Origin of the sequence: uncultured Tenacibaculum sp. (assembly GCF_947499065.1) — a bacterium.
Lineage (GTDB): Bacteria > Bacteroidota > Bacteroidia > Flavobacteriales > Flavobacteriaceae > Polaribacter.
On sequence record NZ_CANMMT010000002.1, the window covers coordinates 499,491 to 518,203 of the forward strand.

Here is an 18,713-nt window from a genome sequence, read left to right on the forward strand (position 1 = left end):
GAAACGTCTAAAATGATATGTGAAATGACTTTGATTTATATTGAAATATTTCAATGAGGCTTCACTCCTATCTTTTTTATGTTACAAGTTTTAGTGATTAGTAAAAAAACTTCTATAGAAACTTATTGACGAAAATTTAGAAAAAAACACTCAAATTTTGACCTCTCTGAGAATTGAGTATTCAGTACTATGATACAGAAATTTTAAAATACGCGATTCTCAGAAAGGTCATAAAAAGTAACAGATTTTAATGTTTTTTATCTCATTTTATAAATTCTAAACAAGATGTTTAAAATTAGTGAATTTGATATAATATTAAAGAGTTTTATATCTATCAGCTTGATCGAATAAAGTTAAGTCTTTATAGCCAGCTTTAATTTTAGCAGAATGCAAAACATCTTTTTCGATAAAATAGCTATCGCCTTTTTTTAATAATCTAGGTTTTCCATCTATGGTTAATTCCATTTCTCCATCTAAAACAATTCCCCATTGTGCATTGTGAGAGTGAGTTGGAACTTCAGCATCATTTTCAAATTCCATAAAAATAAATTGTTGATCTCCAGCTTGAATCAGTTTTGAAGTAACTCCTTCTAAAGGAATTATTGCACTAGGATGTCTATTTATTATTTCAGGTAACATATTATTGTATTTTGTTGTTTTTAAGTTTTTTGTCATCATTGAAACGCTCGAAAAAATTCCTTTCATCTAAATTTTTTTCTATTTGAGAAAATTGTAATAAAAAATTTTCATCAACAATTTCATTGACTATATCTTTAATCTTTTTCCATTGAAGTTTAAAAGCAGGAAACATTTCTTTACTTTTTTGAGATAGCTCAATAAGTTTCCTTCTCGAATCTTTTTTATCTGTTGAAATTAACACATAGCCCTTCTCCTCCATTTTCTTTATTACTTTTATAACTGCTGGATGTGAGAACTTTAGCTTGTCTGCTATTTCAGTTACTGTTAAGCGATGCTCTTTTTCTAAGAGTAAAAAATATAAATGCCAATTAGGTTCAATATCAAATTCAGAATTGTCATATATTTTCCTTACATCATAAATTATGCTATCACTAAATCTCTTTACTCTAGCTATAATTCCTGAATAATCTAATGTTGTTAAAAAATCTTTTTCCATTTTATATGTAACTGGTTACGCAAATATATCAAAATAAATGTAACTGGTTACGTTTTGGATTGAGTTTTAAATAATCAATCTAGTATATTATTAAAAAAGTAATTAATTCCCTTTAATTCTTTGCCAAAGTGTTTTCATTAAGAATTTGGCATCACGACCAGTTTTAGGAAGTTCTGTTGCTTGGATATTGCCCTCCTCTTCTTTTAAAAGATAAGAAAAAGTAAAAAATGAAGTACCATCTTTTTTGGGGATTAATCCAAAACGCAAATCGTTAAAATACCATTGGTTATCTTTTTGTTCTATAATATACCAACCTTCTGAAATATCTATAAGTCGTTGTACATTAGTGTATTTAGTCAATACATCAGATTTTTCACGATGCTTAGGATATTTTGTGAATTTTAAGGGTTGAGTATCAAAAAAAGAATAATCGGTAATAAGATAATTGTCTTTTGTATCGATATTAATATTCCATAAAATAGTATTCAAAGCTGCTGGACGTGTACTAATGGTAGTATATTCTATACCTTGATTTTTTAATTCGTTTTCTACTTTATTATAAACGATTAGCTTTAAAATCAAGGCGATAAAAAGATAGCTTGTCGATATTATAAGACCAAACTTATTAATTCGTGCCCTGCGTTTTGATTCAGGTTTATAAAAAAGAACCGCGATACAACAAAAGAGAAATGGTAAAGTATATAAGGGATCTATAACAAAAATAGAATTGAAAGCTACTTTGATATCCAACGGCCAAAATATCTGTGTGCCCCATGTAGTAAAAGCATCTAACAATGGATGTGTAATCAAACTCCAAAAAAATAGCTTGGCCCAAGGTTGCCAACCAAGGTTTTTCTTTTTTTCTAATTTATTGACTAGCCAGCCCAAAAGTGGTGCCATAATGATAGAAAATAGAATAGAATGACTAAAACCACGGTGTAATTCTATAGCAGTAATGGTATCTGTAAAAGAACCTAGAAATACATCAAGATCAGGAATAGTACCTCCAATAGCTCCATAAAGTAAAGCTTTGTTGCCAATTTTTTTTCCTAAAACAGCTTCGCCAACTGCTGCTCCTAATACAATTTGGGTAAGTGAATCCAATTTTAACTACTTTTCTTTAACAATAATACAATTATAATGTGTGAATTAAATAGGCTTTAGTAATTTAATAATACAACCTAAAATCGAGAAGTTTACAAAGTTTATAATGCTTTTTGTAGAGCTCTTCTACTGCATTTAACATGTCATCGTCTTTTTTAAACAGGTTAAAAAACACTTTATCGAGATCTGAACTAGCTATTCCATTAAATTGATTACCGTACCCAGAAATACCTTTTGCTCCTGTAATATCTAAAAAATACTGTGCTTCATCTTCATCTAAATCAAGTACTTTTGCATTAGAAAAATGCAAAAGTTTATCATTTAATCGACCTTCAAAAATCTCTGCAATTTCTTGTAAACTATAGTAATAATCATTCAAACAAATACTATTGGCTTCGCCTGTTATAACAAAGTAGATGATTTCATAGTTTTTAAAGTTGTGATCATCTAAAACCAAAGTATTTAAACTTGCTTCTAAGCCTTCAATAGAATCGCATGTTTGATAAATACTAGCGATTCCATATTGCATAGTTAACTCCTCTAATTTCTTTTGAGTAAGCGTATCCTCATTCATTTCAACATCATCAACAGCTTCTAAACAGAATATAAAATAGTCTGTTTCTCTTAAATTTTCTTGGGGTAAATGCTCTATGTTTTTTAACAAGTTTCTGGATTTATAAAAATGAAAGACAAAAATACTACAACTCTTTCTATTATTTAACTCTAAATTGAACGTAAAAAGTTAAGAGAATGTTGGTAAATTAAACAATACTTCCCTCCTGTTACTTAATGTATTCAATTAAAAAATAGACTCTTTTTAATTATATTCGTTTTCCAATATTTTAATAATGAACAAAGTTGATTTTTTAAATGGATTAAGGATTCTATTTGTAATTGTTTTAGTTTTTACTTCTTGTAGTAAGAGCAATACTATAAATCCTGAGAATGAAAATGATGTACAAGAGTTTATCTCTGCAGTAGACATTTCTAGGTTTCCTGAAATATCAAGTTCAAATACAAAATTTTATGACTCAAACGGAAATTCGAGTGATTTTTTAGATATCCTGAAACAAAATGGTATTAATACTATTCGGTTACGACTATGGGTAAATCCTTCGAATGTACATTCGGGTTTTGATGAAGTTCAAAAGTTTTCTAAAGAGTTAAAAACTAAAGGTTTTAAAATATGGTTAACACTTCATTATTCAGATACTTGGGCAGACCCTAGCCAGCAAAAAATACCAGCGGATTGGATTGGACTCAATTTTTCTGAAATGAAAGACAAAGTTTATGATTATACTAAACAAATAGTAGAAAATTTACAGTCAGAATACATTCAAATTGGTAATGAAATTAATACTGGATTTTTGCATCCAATGGGACATATAACTGATAATTATAATCAGTTTAATGCACTAATGAGTTCAGGGATTAAAGCTGTTAGAGACCACTCTAAGAGCACTAAAATTATAATACATTTTGCAGGTATAGAAAATGCTGTATGGTTTTATAATCAAGTAAAAACACTTGATTATGATATAATTGGGCTTTCGTACTACCCTATTTGGCATGGGAAATCTTTGGATAAGTTGGCATCAACAATGAATCAGTTAACTAATGAGCATGATAAAAAAATACTCATAGCTGAAACAGCGTATCCTTTTACACTAGGTTGGAATGATTGGACCAATAATATTGTAGGTTTAGATAACCACTTGATTTTACCTGATTATCCTGCATCACCAGAGGGACAACAGTTATTTATACGAAAAGTTAAAAAACTTACGAATGAAGTTAAAAATGGAATAGGTTTTTGTTATTGGGGAGCTGAATTAATTGCCTGGAAAGGAACTCAAGCTACTGAAGCATCTACATGGGAGAATCAAGCTTTATTTGACTTTAGTAACAAAGCTTTGCCTGTTTTAGAAGAGTTTTAAAATTGCTTCGAATTTAATAAAACTTTAATTCTGTATAACTTTATATTTATCAATAAAAAAGCACCCAAGTAGGGTGCTTTTAACCATAAAACTATCTATTAATTTAGCTGTTCCCATCAGCTAAATACTCAACAGCGAAACAAATATAAATACAGACTTCCCTCCTTTTCTTATTTGTAGAACTACAAAACCACTACAAGGCACACTACATATTTACTACATCATACAAAGCTTTTTTCTTAAAAACTTTAAGATCAGTAAGCTGTATTTTTTCTGTTCGTTTTGAATTAAACTGATATTAAAAAAAGAATCATCATCATTTTACTTTTTCTAACGATGTTGGTCTATCAATATGATATTACCATCTGGATCATTTAATGTAAAACTAGCAGGACCTTCTGTTGTATCATCTGCTTCATTTGTTAAACTGATTCCATTAGTTTTTAAATGTTGTTGAATTTTACGAACATCATCAAATTCATCAATATTTTTCCCATTTTCATCCCATCCAGGGTTAAATGTTAAAATATTACCTTTAAACATTCCTTGGAATAACCCTATAAGTGCCTTATCATTTTTCATTATTAAATAATGTTTATCTATATCTCCTCCTAAAACACTAAAACCTAATGTTTCATAAAATTTCTTAGATTCCTTTATGTCTTTTACGCTAAGACTTATTGAAAAAGCTCCTAATTTCATATAATTCTGTTTTTATAGTATTAATTTTCTGTACAAAAAAGTTCTATGAAATTACACTTTTTCTGCTTAATATGAGTTGATTAGTTTAATTTTATAGTCTTTTAATTTATTGAATAAATGCAGGTATAACGATTTCAGAAATTGGAGTCATTATTTTATCATCTCTATCATGTCCAGTAATAACAATAACTAAATCAAGTTTTTCTACTACAATAATACGTTGTCCACCGCCTCCCCAGGCAAAAGAAGCATTATAACTTTTGTTACCGACTACAATAGGTGTTTGATACCAGAAATACCCATAACGATAAGTTTTTGGCATCCAATCTTCAGTAGGCTTTACTATTCCACTGGTAGCTTTTTTAAGATATGCTACAGGGATAAGTTGTTCTCCATTCCATTTTCCTTTATCAAGTACTAATTTTCCTAACTTAAGCATATCACGAGAGGTTATTTTTACCTTCCATCCAGATTCTGGTAAACCGCTAACTTCGTTTTTCCAATTATAATTAGTAATTCCCAATTTATCTAGAAGTTCTCTTTTGATGAAATCTTGTGCTGTACCAGGTACCACAGCATCAATAACCTGCATAACTAATCTAGGATTAAAATTACCATATAAATAGGTTTGAGTAGCTTTTGTAATTGGTTTGCTATGCTTAAGAAGTGTTTGAACTAAACCTTGACCTTTTAATAATGCAGTATCTTTTTCAATTTCTTTCCACTTATCACGATCAATTGTAAGTCCACCATGCATAGTTAAAGCTTTATGAAGAGTAATTTTTTCTGCTCCTTTCACAAATTTTGTTGGGTCTAAATCCTTTAAAAAATGTACAAGAGGTTTATTTAAATCATTCATAGATAAATACCCCATTTGTATTGCGCGCCCTAATATTAAACTTGTATGCCCCTTAGTTGCAGAAGCTTGACCATGTGCAAGATTAATACGTCCCTTTTTGTAATAAGATTCAAAAACCAATTTATTTTTATGAGATATGAGTAAGCCATCATATTTACCGTGTTTTCCTTTTGCAATATCTTTTGCTAATTTAACAATTTTGTCTTCTCCATTCTTATTTGTCAATTTACCAACCAAAATGCCATCATCTCTTTTATCAGGAGAAGTATCGATAAAAGCTTTTTTAATGTCTGGAATATCCCAAAATGTAAGTTTTTTTTCAGTTTCTGTTGCTTCGGCTGCCGAACTATGTATTTGTTGAGAAAAGCCGCTATGTGTTAGTATAAAACATAGTAAAATTAGTAGGTTGTTTTTCATAATATTGAATTTTTATAAAAGTTTAATAATATTTTATTGATTGGAATTATCAAGTCTCATTAGCTCTTTTTTAAGTTGAATGAAATCCACCCAGTGTTTACTAGATATCCAATAAGTAGTTCCATCTTCTTTTTGTTTTTCAATGGCTCTCCAAAAGCATAAATATTTTTTGTCTTTAGTTAGCCTTGCAGTATTTTCATCAATAGCAGTGTTTACCTTATTTCCTAAATTAATAGCTGTTCCCCAAGAACCATTTTTTTGTTTAAAACTGATATAAATGTCTGAACCACCATAACCTTCTTCTCTTTCAGAATCCCACATTAAAAAAGATTCATCAGCTGCTATAAAAGGATGAGCTGTCCATTTACCAGTATTGATATTTTTACCTAATAGCTTCGGTTCTTCACGCTTTCCATTTTTAATGGTTGATATACGAATGACATCATTATTTTTATAATCATCAAAAACATAAGTGCCTTTTGCAGATGCTGTTAAACGCATTATTCCCCAGTTATCTTTTTCAATCATAGAGCCAAGACTTTTAATTTTTGACCAGCCAGTATCAGTACGTTCTATATATTTGGTTTTAGCATATAAAATGTTATCATGACCACTATCCATTGTATGGAAATCATATTTTTTCCAAGAGTTATACTTGTTTTCTTCTTTTTTAAATACAATAACGCTAGGTAAAAAAGGTGAATAATGAGAAGTAGTAAAAGAAAACTCTTTCATATCGGGAGAAAAGCTTCCTTTTAATTCTCTATCTCTTGATGAATGAAAATTTGCAGGAAACAACTCAGCTACTTTATCAGGTGTCTTTAGTCCTTTATAGGGAGTTTCTATTGTAGCTGTAACATTTTGAATAGAACTAGGTTTTTTAGTATCACAAGAGATATAAAAGAGTGTCAATACAAGTGTTGACAATAAAATTGGGTAGTTTTTCATACTTATTTTGTTAATGATTATTGAAAACTCTTCGATAAAAGTAGTGGATGAAAACTGTCAATTTATTTTTATAGGATAAAGGGCAAGATTAAATGATAAAACCATTTCATCATTGATATATCGCTTTTGTAAAGAAATTATGAAACTTGTAGTGATAGATAGTATCTTTATTTTTTTTAATAAAAAGTATTCATGAAAAAAAAGTCTTGGAAAAATATACTGTTCATTAATATAGGTGCTTTTTTATTGGTGCTATTACTTGAAGTAATGAGTGGATGGTTAACCAGAGATCAATTTGAATCTGATCTATCTTTTTACTTATGGGAATTAGAATATACAGTTATTATTATGACTTTGATATGGATAAATCATTTCATTCTTATTCCTTTTTTGTTAGATAAAAAACGATATTTCTTATTCATAACACTGCTCATGGGAAGTATATTTTTGGTGTCTTACATAAAAACTTACGGAAAAGATTGGGCTATTGTATCTAAAATTTTTTTCTTTTTTTTATATACTACAGGAACAGGGATGGCAGCTTTCTTTTTAAGAAGAAATATGATAGTTCAAAAAGAAAATGCGGAAAAAGAAAAATTGCAAAAAGAAATGGAATTAAATTATTTGAAAGAACAAGTAAATCCCCATTTTTTATTCAATTCATTAAATAGTATTTATGCCCTTTCTAGGCAGCAATCTCTAGAAACTCCTGATGTTGTAATGCAGCTCTCTGAATTGATGAGATATCAATTAGAAAGTGCTAAAAAAGATACAGTGCTACTAAAAGAAGAACTTGAGTTTGTAGAAAATTATTTATTGCTAGAAGAAAAAAGATTAAGTAAACGTTGTACTATAGAACTCTTAATTGGAGGCGATTTATCTGGTTTTGAATTAGCTCCAATGCTTTTAATACCTTTTGTTGAAAATGCTATTAAGCACGGCGCACAAGCTACAAATGAGCCAAGTAGTATTGATGTAACAGCTTCTATAAAAAATAGTACATTTTATTTTACTGTTGTAAATTCCATCCCAGCCATAGTAAAGGAATCTAAGAGAAATGGAATTGGACTTGAAAATGTGAAGAGACGTTTAAATTTATTATATTCTAATGCTTATGAATTAGAAATAGAACATAAAAAAAATGAATTCTGTACTAGTTTAACAATTGATTTAACTAAAAGAAAAAGAGATAAATGATTAAAATAGGAATCATAGATGACGAAATTTTAGCACGTAAGGTTTTGGAAGAGTACTGTTCAAAAATTAACAATTTTGAACTAGTGTTAAGTACTGGGAATCCAATTGAATTTGTCAATTTTATACAGCAAAATACTGTAGATTTAATTTTTCTAGATATTGAAATGCCTGAGTTAAATGGTATGGAAATTTTACGTTCCTTGATTAATCCACCAAAGGTTATTTTAACAACAGCTTACTCAGAATACGCTTTAGAAAGTTATAATTATGGCGTAGTTGATTATTTATTAAAACCTATAAAATTAGCCCGTTTTTTAAAAGCGATTAATAAAGTTTCTTCATCAAAATTAATTGAACCTAAAAAAGAAAAAGAGAGTGAAGAATTACAAATCAAACACGATGGAATGCCTCTTAATATATCATTCAAATCAATTCAATACATTCAGAGTTTTGGAAATTATTTAAAAATATTTACCGATGCCAGAATGTATCTTATCACAGAAACTTTAATTAACATTGCTACTCTAATACCAGACAATTTTCAGCGAACGCATAAGTCTTATATTGCCAATTTAGATAGAGTTTCTAAAGCAACGCGTACAGATTTAGTAATTGAAGACAAAAAAATACCTGTAAGTGCTACCTATAAGGTTATGGTTTTTGAAAAAATAAAACTTCTAGCAGAAAACAAGAGCTAAAACAATAAAAGTCTGTAATTTATATACAGACTTTTAAAATTAATTTTCAAGGTTAATTTTTCAATTTAAGTAGTGTAGATAGTTTATAGATTCCGTAAGCAGGTAAAACAAATCTAAACACATTTAAAATCCCCCATAGTTTTAGTTTACCAGGAATTAACTCTGAAGGAACACTATTTTCATTAAAAACAGGAACATTAATTCCTGTGATAATATATACAGAAATAGCATAGGTTATTAAAAAAGTAATAAAGGCTATCCAAATAGCATTCTTTTCAACAGCATTTTTCATAAAACTAGATTTTTTCCTAATCAACATGATAAAACCAACAAGCACAGTAGTTGAAACAGGGAAATGAAAAACACCAGCATCTACAGCATGATGAAATTTTCTAAAACTATCAGCATTTACAACTGGATCACCTACAAGCCAATTAATAACATATGTTATTTGTTCAAAAAGCTCTACTGCACCTAATGCTGTTAATGAGATAAAAGTAAGCATTAACCAAAAAAAATCTTTTCTTGATTTTGTATTTGTTATTTCAGACATAATTTAATTTTAATAATCATTTGCAAATTTACAGTCGTAATACATGAGTATTGATATTAAAAACTATGTAATGATTATTAAAAACTATGTTATTTATGGTTTTTTCTATAAGTTGAAGGAGATATTCCAATATGTTTTTTAAAAAATATACCAAAATTAGAAGTGTTAGTATATCCAACAGTATATGCAATTTCATCTATGGTTTTTGTCGATTGTAATAGCATAGAACTGGCTTGAAGAAGAACATATTCTGTAATAATCTGTTTAGCAGTTTTACCTGTGGCTTTTTTAACGCATTCAGATAAATAAACACTACTGATATTTAGTTTATTGGCATAATATTCTATAGGTTTTCTTTTGTTAACTGTTTCTTTAATTTGGTTTTCAAATGCAAAAGCTACTTCATTATGTCGAGATACAACAGTGTTTTGGATTTCACCATTAAAAAACGATTTTCGACCTTCGTAAAGTAAAATTGTTAAATACGATCGGATAATTTCAAGATTTTCAGAACTAAACTCTTGGAAGAGTTTATAAATTTTTTCCATTAAATGAAAAAAATCAGCAGTATTCTCTTTTAAAAAATAAACAGGTGAATAGTTGACGTTAAAAAAAGGGAATTTTTGGATTAAATCAAATTCAGAAATACCCAAACGCAAAAAATTAGAACTGAAAACTAGCATATACCCCAAGCCTAAATCTTCAACGCTTTTTACATTAGTAGATAATGTTTGATGTGGAGCCATAAAAGTAATGCTATCTTCCATAGCTGAAAAAGATACATCATCAACAATTACATCAACATTATGATTTTTCGTTATAACAATTTGAAAAAAATCACATTTACGAAAATCAGTTTTCATTGGAATTTCGTCTAAATGATCTTTAAACTTAAGAATATGAAAGTTTTGATGTTTTTGAAACTTAGAAATATTCATTTCTTTCAATAACTCTTCAATAGTGTTAAAAGTCATATTGTTATTATTTGAAAACTAAGATACAAAACATAATTATTAATATTTATTTGATTGGTAATAATTCAAAAATTATGTTTTTAGTTTAGCTCTTCAAGCAAACTGAATTTATTTAGTTTATTAAAATAACAAAAAAAGAACCCTACAAGTAGAGTTCTTTCTTAGCAAAAATAAGTCCCCCGACCTATACAATTGCTAGGTAATCTATTGATTACCAGTTGCAATATAGGTATAAAAATTCAGGTTTTAAAATTTTTACTTACAAAAATTGCTAAAATATGATATTACTTATTAGTTAAAAGGACAAAAAGTGTCGATGAAATGTCTAAAAGTTTCGATTAATTAAAATTACACATCTGCTACTGATTTAGAGTTTATTAACCATATTGATTAGTCTTTATCTATTTGTTTTATTCTTTTCTCCTACCCTGTTTTATATCTATTAGAAAAAATAACAAATCAACTTAACGCATCTTTGTTGCATTAAAATGAAAAAGATGCATATATTTGCAACTAAGTTGCGTTAAATTATAAAAACAAATAATGAAAATAACTTTAGCTAAACCAGATACTTTTGGTGCATTTGCAAGTGGTTTGTGTATGATACACTGTATTGCCACTCCTTTTTTATTTATAGTCCAAACTTGTGCAACTGGAGGTTGTGAAAATGCTCCTACTTGGTGGAAAAGTATAGATTATGTTTTCTTAGCTGTTTCATTTTTGGCTATTTATCGTTCAGCAGAAACAACAACAAATAAGTACATAAAACCAGCTTTTTGGGTAACATGGATTTTATTGCTTGTTGTTATTCTTAATGAAAAATTAAACTGGATTTCTATTCCAGAATATGCTGTACATATACCAGCTTCTATATTGATAGTATTGCATGTTTACAATTTAAAATACTGTCAGTGTAAATCAGATAAATACGCCGTTAATCATGAATAAAGAACAGATAGAAATTGTTGGTGATAATCATTTTCATCAAATGTAGAAACTTCTTTACGTCCGGATGCTTTTGAAAAATCAGATGATGAAAAAATAAAAAAGAATTAATATTTGATCTAATAAAAAAGGACCGTTAGAAATAACGGTCCTTTTTATGTATAAAATTATAAAGCTATTAAATAACTTCCACATTTACAGCGTTAAGACCTTTTCTGCCTTGCTCTGTATGATATTGAACTTTATCATTTTCTCTTATATCATCAATTAAACCTGAATTGTGAACGAAAATATCTTCACCTGATTCTGATGATGTAATAAATCCAAATCCTTTTGAGTCGTTAAAAAATTTTACTGTACCTTCTTGCATCTTTACTAAATTTTAAATTGTTAAATATTATTTTGTTTAAGAAGAAACCTTGTGATAGTAGTTTATAACAACAACTAAGCACTATGCTTTCTAAACACTGAAAAAATAAAGTAATGGTGATATAAAAGGAAAGAAGAGAATAAACTCAAAAAAACTAAATACTAAAATACTACTCTAAAATTAAAGAGGTGTTCAACTTGAACGGTACAAATGTAGTCTATTATTTATTAATAATGTTCTTTTTTATTAAAAAAATAGAAACATAATAAAATCTTGATCTTTTCTAATCTAAATGATTTAGAATAAATAGAAAAAAATGAAGTAAAAAAGTATACAACTCATGTAAAAAAGTATACGTTTTAGTTCTTTGTTGTTCAGAATTTTGTTTTAAGATTTAATCTTAATTTTTAAAACAATGAATTCAACAAATAAAACAGTATTAATAACAGGAAGTTCAACAGGAATAGGTAAATCAGCAGTAAAGATTTTTCAATCAAAAGGTTGGAATGTGATTGCGACCATGAGAACTCCAGAAAAAGAAACTGAATTAAATAAATTTGATAATGTATTAGTTACAGAGTTAGATGTTACTAAACAAAATACTATTGATTCAGCTATAGAAAAAGGTTTGGCAACCTTTGGTAAAATAGACGTTTTAATTAACAATGCTGGTTTTGGTATGATGGGGATTGCTGAAGCTTCAGACGAGGCTTTAATGCAACGTATTTTTGATGTAAATGTATTTGGAGTAATTAGAACAACCAAAGCTATTTTACCTCATATGCGCGCCAATAAAAATGGACTTATTCTTAATGTTTCATCCATTGTAGGTTTATTTACATTACCGTATCAAGGTTTATATCATGCAACAAAACACGCTGTAGAAGGCTTTACAGGTTCTATTCAATATGAATTAAAATCGTTAGGGATTGATGTGAAATTGGTTGAACCAGGAGGTGTCAATACAGAGTTTATCAATAATATATCGTTAACTGGTAATAAGGAAATTAACGATTATAAAGAAGGATTAGAGAAATATATGGCAGCAGTTCAAGAATATATGGGACATCTTAGTACTTCTGATAGCATTGCTGAAATTGTATATAATGCGGTAACCGACAATAAAGAACAACTAAGGTATTTAGCAGGTCCAGATGCAGAACAATTCATGGCAGCACGTAAATCGATGGATGATAAAGCATTTTTCGAAATGGTATCAAATCAATTTGGATTATTAAATTAAGAATAAAAGTTTTTACTTATCTTTTGTCAAAAGCATTTTAAGGTGAAGAGTTATGTTACATTTTAAAAGTATCTCAAGCTACTTAGAATATATAAATGCTCCTAAATCAGAGCATCCATTATTAAGTGTAGTTTCAATAAATGAAAGTTTTATAAAGTCATTACGAAAGAGCTCCTCTCCTATGATGAATAATTGTTATTCCATTTCATTTAAGAGAATAATTTCAGGAAGTTTAAACTATGGCCGAACAAAATATGACTTTTCTAATGGAGCTATGGTTTTTATGGCTCCAAGGCAAATAATGGAATGGGATGAAACTACTGAAATGGAGCAAAATGGGTTTATAATTACTTTTCATGAAGATTTTATAAGAGGTACAGAATTATCAAAAAAAATCAATGATTATGGATATTTTTCATATTCAACAAACGAAGCTTTACATGTATCTCCCAAAGAAGAGAAGTTAATACAGTCGGTTTTTGAAACTATTGAAGCTGAGTACCACAATAATCATGATGAGTTTAGCAAGGATATTATTGTTTCTCAACTAGAAACATTGTTGAAATACTCAGATAGGTTTTATAAACGTCAGTTTTTAAATAGAAAAGAAGTTTCAAGTATTTTATTAGATAAATTTAAAGTTGAACTCAGGTGTTTTTATAATGAAAATCAGTTAAGTGGTATTCCTAACATTGAAGATATAGCTTTAAGGTTGAATGTTTCGCAACGTTATTTAAGTGATACCTTGAAAACAGAAACAGGAAAAAGTGCAAAAGAACATATAACTCTTTTTATTGTTGAAAAAGCGAAAGACAAACTTATAGGAACTTCTGAAAGTATTAGTCAAATAGCATATGATTTAGGATTTGAATATCCTCAACATTTTAGTAAATTATTTAAAAAACAAACGGGAAAGTCACCCAAAGAATATAGACATACTCTTAACTAGAGAATTAATAGAATTGTAGAAAATCCACTTTTTTAAGTGGATTTTTTTATTTATACCAAAAAGTATAAGTCTCATACCAAAATGTTTAAGTTTCAAACTTGGATGCCGATTTAAATTTGCACTGTAATCATTAAACATTATAAAAAATGAAACAAGTTTTAATACTAGCAAGTATAGTAATACTGACTATAAGCTGCAAAAAAGAACAAAAAACAACGGTTTCAGAACAAATAACAACTAAAAAAGAGAATACAATGGAAAATTTAAAAGCAGGAAAAAACAGTGTAATATTTACATCATTTGGAGTTGATTTAGCAGGCGATTTATACTTACCTGAAGGTTTTGACCCAAACAAAAAATACAAGGCCATCGTAAGTGCTAGTCCATTTCCACAAGTTAAAGGGCAGGTTATGGCAACCTATGGACCAGAAATGGCAAAAAGAGGCTTTGTTTTCTTAGGCTTTGATTATTTAGGAATGGGAGATTCTCCAGCATTACCAGGAGAGCATAAAAAATCTAGATATATGTTTAGATTAATAGAAAATACTTGGGATGCGGTTTCTTATTTAGGAACATTGCCTTTTGTAGAAGAGATTGAAGGATTAGGTGTTTGTCAGGGTGGTTCTATCATTGCATCAGCAGCAATTACCGACCATAGAATTAAGAAAATTGCAATGGTTTCTGGTATGATGGCAGCAGATGGTTTTCAATGGGCCGATAAAAATGCTGCTAATCAAATGATTGCTGCAGCTAATGCATCAAAGCAGAAAATGTATGAAACTGGAGAAGCAGATATTGTAGTTCCTTTTGGGCTTACTGATGATATGTCAAGAGAAGAAGCTATGGAGGCCGCAGCATATCCGGAAATGGCTGCTGAATCCTATGATTATTACGGAAGAGATGGTTTTAGAGGACCTAAAGCTGTTAAAACCTTTTCAAATTTACATATTGGCGACCAAGCTATGCAGTCATTAATTTCTATTGGAGAAGCATATGCAGATAAAATTGTGCAACCTACTTTAGTTGTATATGGTAAAAATGCAATGACTGCCCCTTGTTCAACACAATTTATTGACAAATTAACAAATGAACACGAAGTTATGGCTTTAGAAGAATTTGGACATGTAGATTTTTATTACAAGCCAGAAGCAGTAAAGGTATCAACAGATGCAGTAGCAGAATTCTTCAATAAATAATAATTTCCTTATACATTTTTATAAGATAATAACCTTTTGATTTATCTAATGATAATAACAAAAGGTTCTTTTTAAAATGACTTTATATGACAATTCAAGAATTAGAAAAATTAGTACAAAGTAAAAAAGTACATCAAATTAGATGCGGAGACCATCGTTTTATCGACATTACCATTGTTGCTACTGAAGGACGCTTTTTTGTACGTCAATATAAATTCGGGAAAAGAAGTTGGTATGATGCTTTTTTAGTTAATTCTAAGGGAGCTATGAAAATTGGAGATTTGGAAGTAGAAATTAATGGTCTAGTACCTCATGATTTAGATGAAGTAAATCCTAAAGTAAATAAAGCGTATAGAAAATTATTAGGTTTATTATATCCAGCAATGCGATTAACCTACAATACTAAAAAGCATGAAGCTTCTACTTTAGAATTGATTCCAATACTTGCTTAAGAGTATCAAAATTAAATAGTAAATTTATAATATAAAATAACAATAATGCCAGTATTTAGCTTCAATAATATATCAGAAATGCATAAGTATTATGATTTTCCAGAGCCAGAAAATCCATTGTTTAGCATATTACATACAGATTTAAAAGAGAATGAAAAAGCAAGTTGCGAAACCTATGCTTTTAATGAACCAGTGGTACTTTCATGCGATTTTTATAGCATTAGTTTTAAAAACATTATTTCTGGTGAATTGTCTTATGGACGTACCAAATATGATTGTACTAATGGAACTATGTTATTTACAGCTCCCAACCAAACTTTAACCTTTAATGATATGGTTTTTAGTTCGGAAAGCTATCATATTTCTTTTCATAAAGATTATATCAGGAGCTTGGATATTTATGAAAGTATTAAAAAATATAATTTCTTTAATTATAATGTAAACGAAGCGCTTCATTTATCGCCAAAAGAAGAACAGATTATAAAAGATATTTTTAAAAATATTAAAACGGAATATCATAATAACCAAGATGAGTTTAGTAAAGAAATCATCATATCTCAGTTAGATACTCTATTAAAGTATGCGGATCGATTTTATAAACGACAATTTTTGAACAGAACGGATGAGAATAAAATTCTAATTACAAGATTTAAGGAAATTCTAAATAGTTATTTTGAACAAAATTTATTAGCAGAGGAAGGTATTCCTACAGTAGACTGGATGGCAACTCAGTTAAATGTAAGTCATCGTTACATGAGTGATACTATTAAAGCAGAAACAGGGAAAACTGCTGTAGATCAAATTAACTTATTTTTAGTTGAAGAAGCAAAAAGCATGTTGCTAAATCCAAATTTATCCATATCAGAAACTGCGTATAAACTTGGTTTTGAATACCCTCAGTATTTTACAAGGGTATTTAAAAAGAAAGTAGGAATGAGTCCTAAAGAGTATATTAAAAATCATTCATTGAATTAAAAGGCGGATAATTTTTTACCCGCCTTTTTTAAATAAGATTTCTCTCCTATTTATTAATTAAAGTAACTAATCTCTCTAGCTGAGTATCTTTACCTGTAAAAATTTGAGTTGCATCAACAGGAATATAAATATTAGGTTCTGTTCCATTGCCATCTAGTGTTTTTCCGTTTCGTTGAAAAGATAGCATTGTAGATACTTTTACTCTTATTTTTGAATTGTTTAAATACACTTTTCTTGAATTTCCACTAGAACCATCGGTAGTAACTCCAACAATTTTTACATTTGGTAACCCTTTAAATGCTGTAGTAAATACAGTAGCAGCGCTAAAACTGTTTTCATTTACAAGAATATATACAGGCTTTTGATATGGAGTTTTTCCACTTCGTAAAACCATATAAAAAGGATTACTAAATTTAGACTTATCAAATTGTTGAGTTGTTTTATAAGTTTTATTGAAATTATTTATGGCTACTCTATCTGACTCTGAAAACTCATTCGAATTATAGCTATTTAAATAACGAGTACTCATTGAACTTTCATCAGTGGTTAATTTTTCATTAGTACGTAAATACGCGATATTGGCTATCCAAGGAGATTGTGCTGGTTGTACTATATATTTTGCAAAAGTTTGTAAAATAACTCTTCTTCCTCCTGGATTATCTCGTACATCAATAATTAGAGCTTTGGTTTTTGAAAATTCCTTCATAGTATTTTCTAAAAAGTCTTCATATCCTTCAACTCTTTTATAATTAAACATTCTTGGAATTTTAATGTAACCAATATTATTAGTTAACAGCTTCTTAGTGTCATTAAAACGTCCTGCTTGAATATTCATCATAGAAATAAAACTATGAACGCTTAAATTTGAGATATATCCCTTTTTATCTAATGTTAGCTCAACAGTTTCCTTTTTAGTTTTTTTATTGTTTGAAAACTCTACTTCTACTGTTTTTGAGCAATTTTTGTTGTTTTTAAATAAAAGTGCACCTAGTTTTTGAATGGCATTGGCTCCTCTTGTAAGTTTGGCTTCTTTAGGAGCTTTTTTATTTCTATAATTATAGTCATTCATTAAGGTTTCTATAGCAATACCATCAATACTTTTAATGTAAGGATATTCATTATTGTAATAACTATATTCTTTTTTATTATTTGGTTTTTGTTGAACCGCAATAGCTTTTCCGTTTAAAATTGTAATACCAAAGGGCAACCTTAAATTATACGTATTATGTGCTTTTTTATTAAAAGCTTCATTTTTTATAGATGAGTGCCTATCTCCTATTTCAGCCATTATTTTACCTATTTCATGCGTCAATTTATCAATATTTATAGTTTCTTTATTACTACTTAATATAGTTGCAGCTAGTTTTTTTATAGCAGTATTGTAATCGTAGTTAGAAAGTTGAGCATAGGATGATTTATTATTAAGAATATCACTAAACTGTTTTAAATCATCAATGGCTTGCATTTTACTTACCTCTTTCAGTGCTTTTTTAACAGGTTTAGAGTTTTTTTGAGCTCTATTGTAGAGTAAACATTTTTTTCTGTTTTCAGCAGTAAACACTCCTGTATATTCCTTAGAAATTCCTTTTTTAGATAAGGTTAGTTGTACTTTTTGATTCGGTGTATAATTTAACCCTTGCAAAACTTCTACAAGGTCTTCTGAAAAACGTTTTTTCCATTTATGTCCAAATTCCTTTTTGCAAAAGTTTAATATCTTATCTCTAGTAAAATTGTCTAATTTTTCAAAAGAATACCATACATTTTCAAATTGTACAATTGGTTGATTATTTTCCCATTTGACAGCCATAAAAGGAGATGCTTTTTCTAGTGTAAGTTTTTGTCCAAAAGCACTAAGGGAGCATAGAACAATTATAATTCCTATAATTTTTGCCTTCATTTTATATGTTTTTATAATTAAAATCTACTCAAACATATTTCTATTCTTATCCCAAGAAAAATGAAATCGACAAACGTAAACTTTGGATAGATAACTTTACTATGAGTATCGATATAACTGAAAGGCATTTTAATATCTTTACAAAAGAGTTTTAAGGTTTAG

The 18,713-nt window shown here is 28.7% G+C and carries 20 protein-coding genes; 9 read left to right on the forward strand and 11 right to left on the reverse strand.

The features are described from left to right. Window positions 1–315 precede the first annotated feature (315 nt). The 4 genes from Q0958_RS06580 to Q0958_RS06595 all read right to left on the reverse strand — a co-directional run bounded on the left by Q0958_RS06580 (window position 316) and on the right by Q0958_RS06595 (window position 2,903). The gene (locus Q0958_RS06580; protein WP_299121306.1) at window positions 316–639 is read right to left on the reverse strand and encodes a cupin domain-containing protein; all 324 of its coding nucleotides are present in this window, start codon (window positions 637–639) and stop codon (window positions 316–318) included. A gap of 1 nt (window position 640) precedes the next feature. Beyond that, entirely contained in the window at window positions 641–1,135 is a 495-nt protein-coding gene (locus Q0958_RS06585) for a MarR family transcriptional regulator (protein ID WP_299121310.1), read from the reverse strand. Between the two features lie 102 nt (window positions 1,136–1,237). Then, on the reverse strand, window positions 1,238–2,239 hold the full coding sequence (locus Q0958_RS06590) for a metal-dependent hydrolase (RefSeq protein WP_299121312.1): 1,002 nt from the start codon (window positions 2,237–2,239) through the stop codon (window positions 1,238–1,240). Between the two features lie 64 nt (window positions 2,240–2,303). After that, the gene (locus Q0958_RS06595; protein WP_299121315.1) at window positions 2,304–2,903 is read right to left on the reverse strand and encodes a DUF6642 family protein; all 600 of its coding nucleotides are present in this window, start codon (window positions 2,901–2,903) and stop codon (window positions 2,304–2,306) included. A gap of 184 nt (window positions 2,904–3,087) precedes the next feature. On the opposite strand from Q0958_RS06595, the gene Q0958_RS06600 reads away from it, so the two are divergent. Further along, window positions 3,088–4,176, forward strand: a complete 1,089-nt coding sequence (locus Q0958_RS06600; protein WP_299121317.1) for a glycosyl hydrolase 53 family protein — start codon at window positions 3,088–3,090, stop codon at window positions 4,174–4,176. Between the two features lie 330 nt (window positions 4,177–4,506). Here the strand turns inward: Q0958_RS06600 and Q0958_RS06605 are convergent, their stop codons facing one another. The 3 genes from Q0958_RS06605 to Q0958_RS06615 form a co-directional block, all read right to left on the reverse strand. Beyond that, window positions 4,507–4,878, reverse strand: coding sequence for a VOC family protein (locus Q0958_RS06605; protein WP_299121320.1), 372 nt, complete (start codon window positions 4,876–4,878; stop codon window positions 4,507–4,509). A gap of 106 nt (window positions 4,879–4,984) precedes the next feature. Beyond that, window positions 4,985–6,154, reverse strand: a complete 1,170-nt coding sequence (locus tag Q0958_RS06610) for a serine hydrolase domain-containing protein (RefSeq protein ID WP_299121323.1) — start codon at window positions 6,152–6,154, stop codon at window positions 4,985–4,987. A 33-nt stretch (window positions 6,155–6,187) separates the two neighbouring features. Then, window positions 6,188–7,102, reverse strand: coding sequence for a hypothetical protein (locus Q0958_RS06615; protein ID WP_299121325.1), 915 nt, complete (start codon window positions 7,100–7,102; stop codon window positions 6,188–6,190). Between the two features lie 192 nt (window positions 7,103–7,294). Here Q0958_RS06615 and Q0958_RS06620 point away from each other — a divergent pair, with 192 nt between their 5' ends. After that, entirely contained in the window at window positions 7,295–8,299 is a 1,005-nt protein-coding gene (locus Q0958_RS06620) for a histidine kinase (RefSeq protein WP_299121328.1), read from the forward strand. Beyond that, a complete protein-coding gene (locus Q0958_RS06625) occupies window positions 8,296–8,997 on the forward strand; it encodes a response regulator transcription factor (RefSeq protein ID WP_299121330.1) in 702 nt (233 codons plus the stop codon). The genes Q0958_RS06620 and Q0958_RS06625 overlap by 4 nt, the downstream gene beginning before the upstream one ends. A 52-nt stretch (window positions 8,998–9,049) precedes the next feature. On the opposite strand, the gene Q0958_RS06630 is transcribed toward Q0958_RS06625, so the two are convergent. Further along, window positions 9,050–9,550, reverse strand: coding sequence for a hypothetical protein (locus Q0958_RS06630; protein WP_299121333.1), 501 nt, complete (start codon window positions 9,548–9,550; stop codon window positions 9,050–9,052). Window positions 9,551–9,639: 89 nt separating this feature from the next. After that, complete coding sequence (locus Q0958_RS06635) at window positions 9,640–10,524, reverse strand: helix-turn-helix domain-containing protein (protein ID WP_299121337.1); 885 nt, start codon at window positions 10,522–10,524, stop codon at window positions 9,640–9,642. A 543-nt stretch (window positions 10,525–11,067) separates the two neighbouring features. Here Q0958_RS06635 and Q0958_RS06640 point away from each other — a divergent pair. Next, a complete protein-coding gene (locus Q0958_RS06640) occupies window positions 11,068–11,472 on the forward strand; it encodes a MerC domain-containing protein (RefSeq protein ID WP_299121340.1) in 405 nt (134 codons plus the stop codon). Window positions 11,473–11,647: 175 nt separating this feature from the next. Here the strand turns inward: Q0958_RS06640 and Q0958_RS06645 are convergent, their stop codons facing one another. Then, a complete protein-coding gene (locus tag Q0958_RS06645; RefSeq protein WP_299121343.1) occupies window positions 11,648–11,839 on the reverse strand; it encodes a cold-shock protein in 192 nt (63 codons plus the stop codon). A 415-nt stretch (window positions 11,840–12,254) separates the two neighbouring features. Here Q0958_RS06645 and Q0958_RS06650 point away from each other — a divergent pair, with 415 nt between their 5' ends. From Q0958_RS06650 to Q0958_RS06670, 5 genes are all read left to right on the forward strand, one after another. Beyond that, complete coding sequence (locus Q0958_RS06650) at window positions 12,255–13,082, forward strand: SDR family oxidoreductase (RefSeq protein WP_299121345.1); 828 nt, start codon at window positions 12,255–12,257, stop codon at window positions 13,080–13,082. Window positions 13,083–13,134: 52 nt separating this feature from the next. Beyond that, on the forward strand, window positions 13,135–14,031 hold the full coding sequence (locus Q0958_RS06655) for a helix-turn-helix domain-containing protein (protein WP_299121347.1): 897 nt from the start codon (window positions 13,135–13,137) through the stop codon (window positions 14,029–14,031). Between the two features lie 146 nt (window positions 14,032–14,177). Next, window positions 14,178–15,227, forward strand: coding sequence for an alpha/beta fold hydrolase (locus tag Q0958_RS06660; protein ID WP_299121349.1), 1,050 nt, complete (start codon window positions 14,178–14,180; stop codon window positions 15,225–15,227). Window positions 15,228–15,313: 86 nt separating this feature from the next. Further along, window positions 15,314–15,679 (forward strand): DUF2255 family protein, encoded by a 366-nt coding sequence (locus Q0958_RS06665; RefSeq protein WP_299121350.1) that lies wholly within the window; start codon window positions 15,314–15,316, stop codon window positions 15,677–15,679. A 45-nt stretch (window positions 15,680–15,724) separates the two neighbouring features. Next, window positions 15,725–16,654: an AraC family transcriptional regulator gene (locus Q0958_RS06670; protein WP_299121353.1), complete on the forward strand. Its 930-nt coding sequence runs from the start codon at window positions 15,725–15,727 to the stop codon at window positions 16,652–16,654. A 46-nt stretch (window positions 16,655–16,700) separates the two neighbouring features. Here Q0958_RS06670 and Q0958_RS06675 read toward each other — a convergent pair whose 3' ends face one another. Beyond that, a complete protein-coding gene (locus tag Q0958_RS06675; RefSeq protein WP_299121356.1) occupies window positions 16,701–18,551 on the reverse strand; it encodes a S41 family peptidase in 1,851 nt (616 codons plus the stop codon). Window positions 18,552–18,713 lie beyond the last annotated feature (162 nt).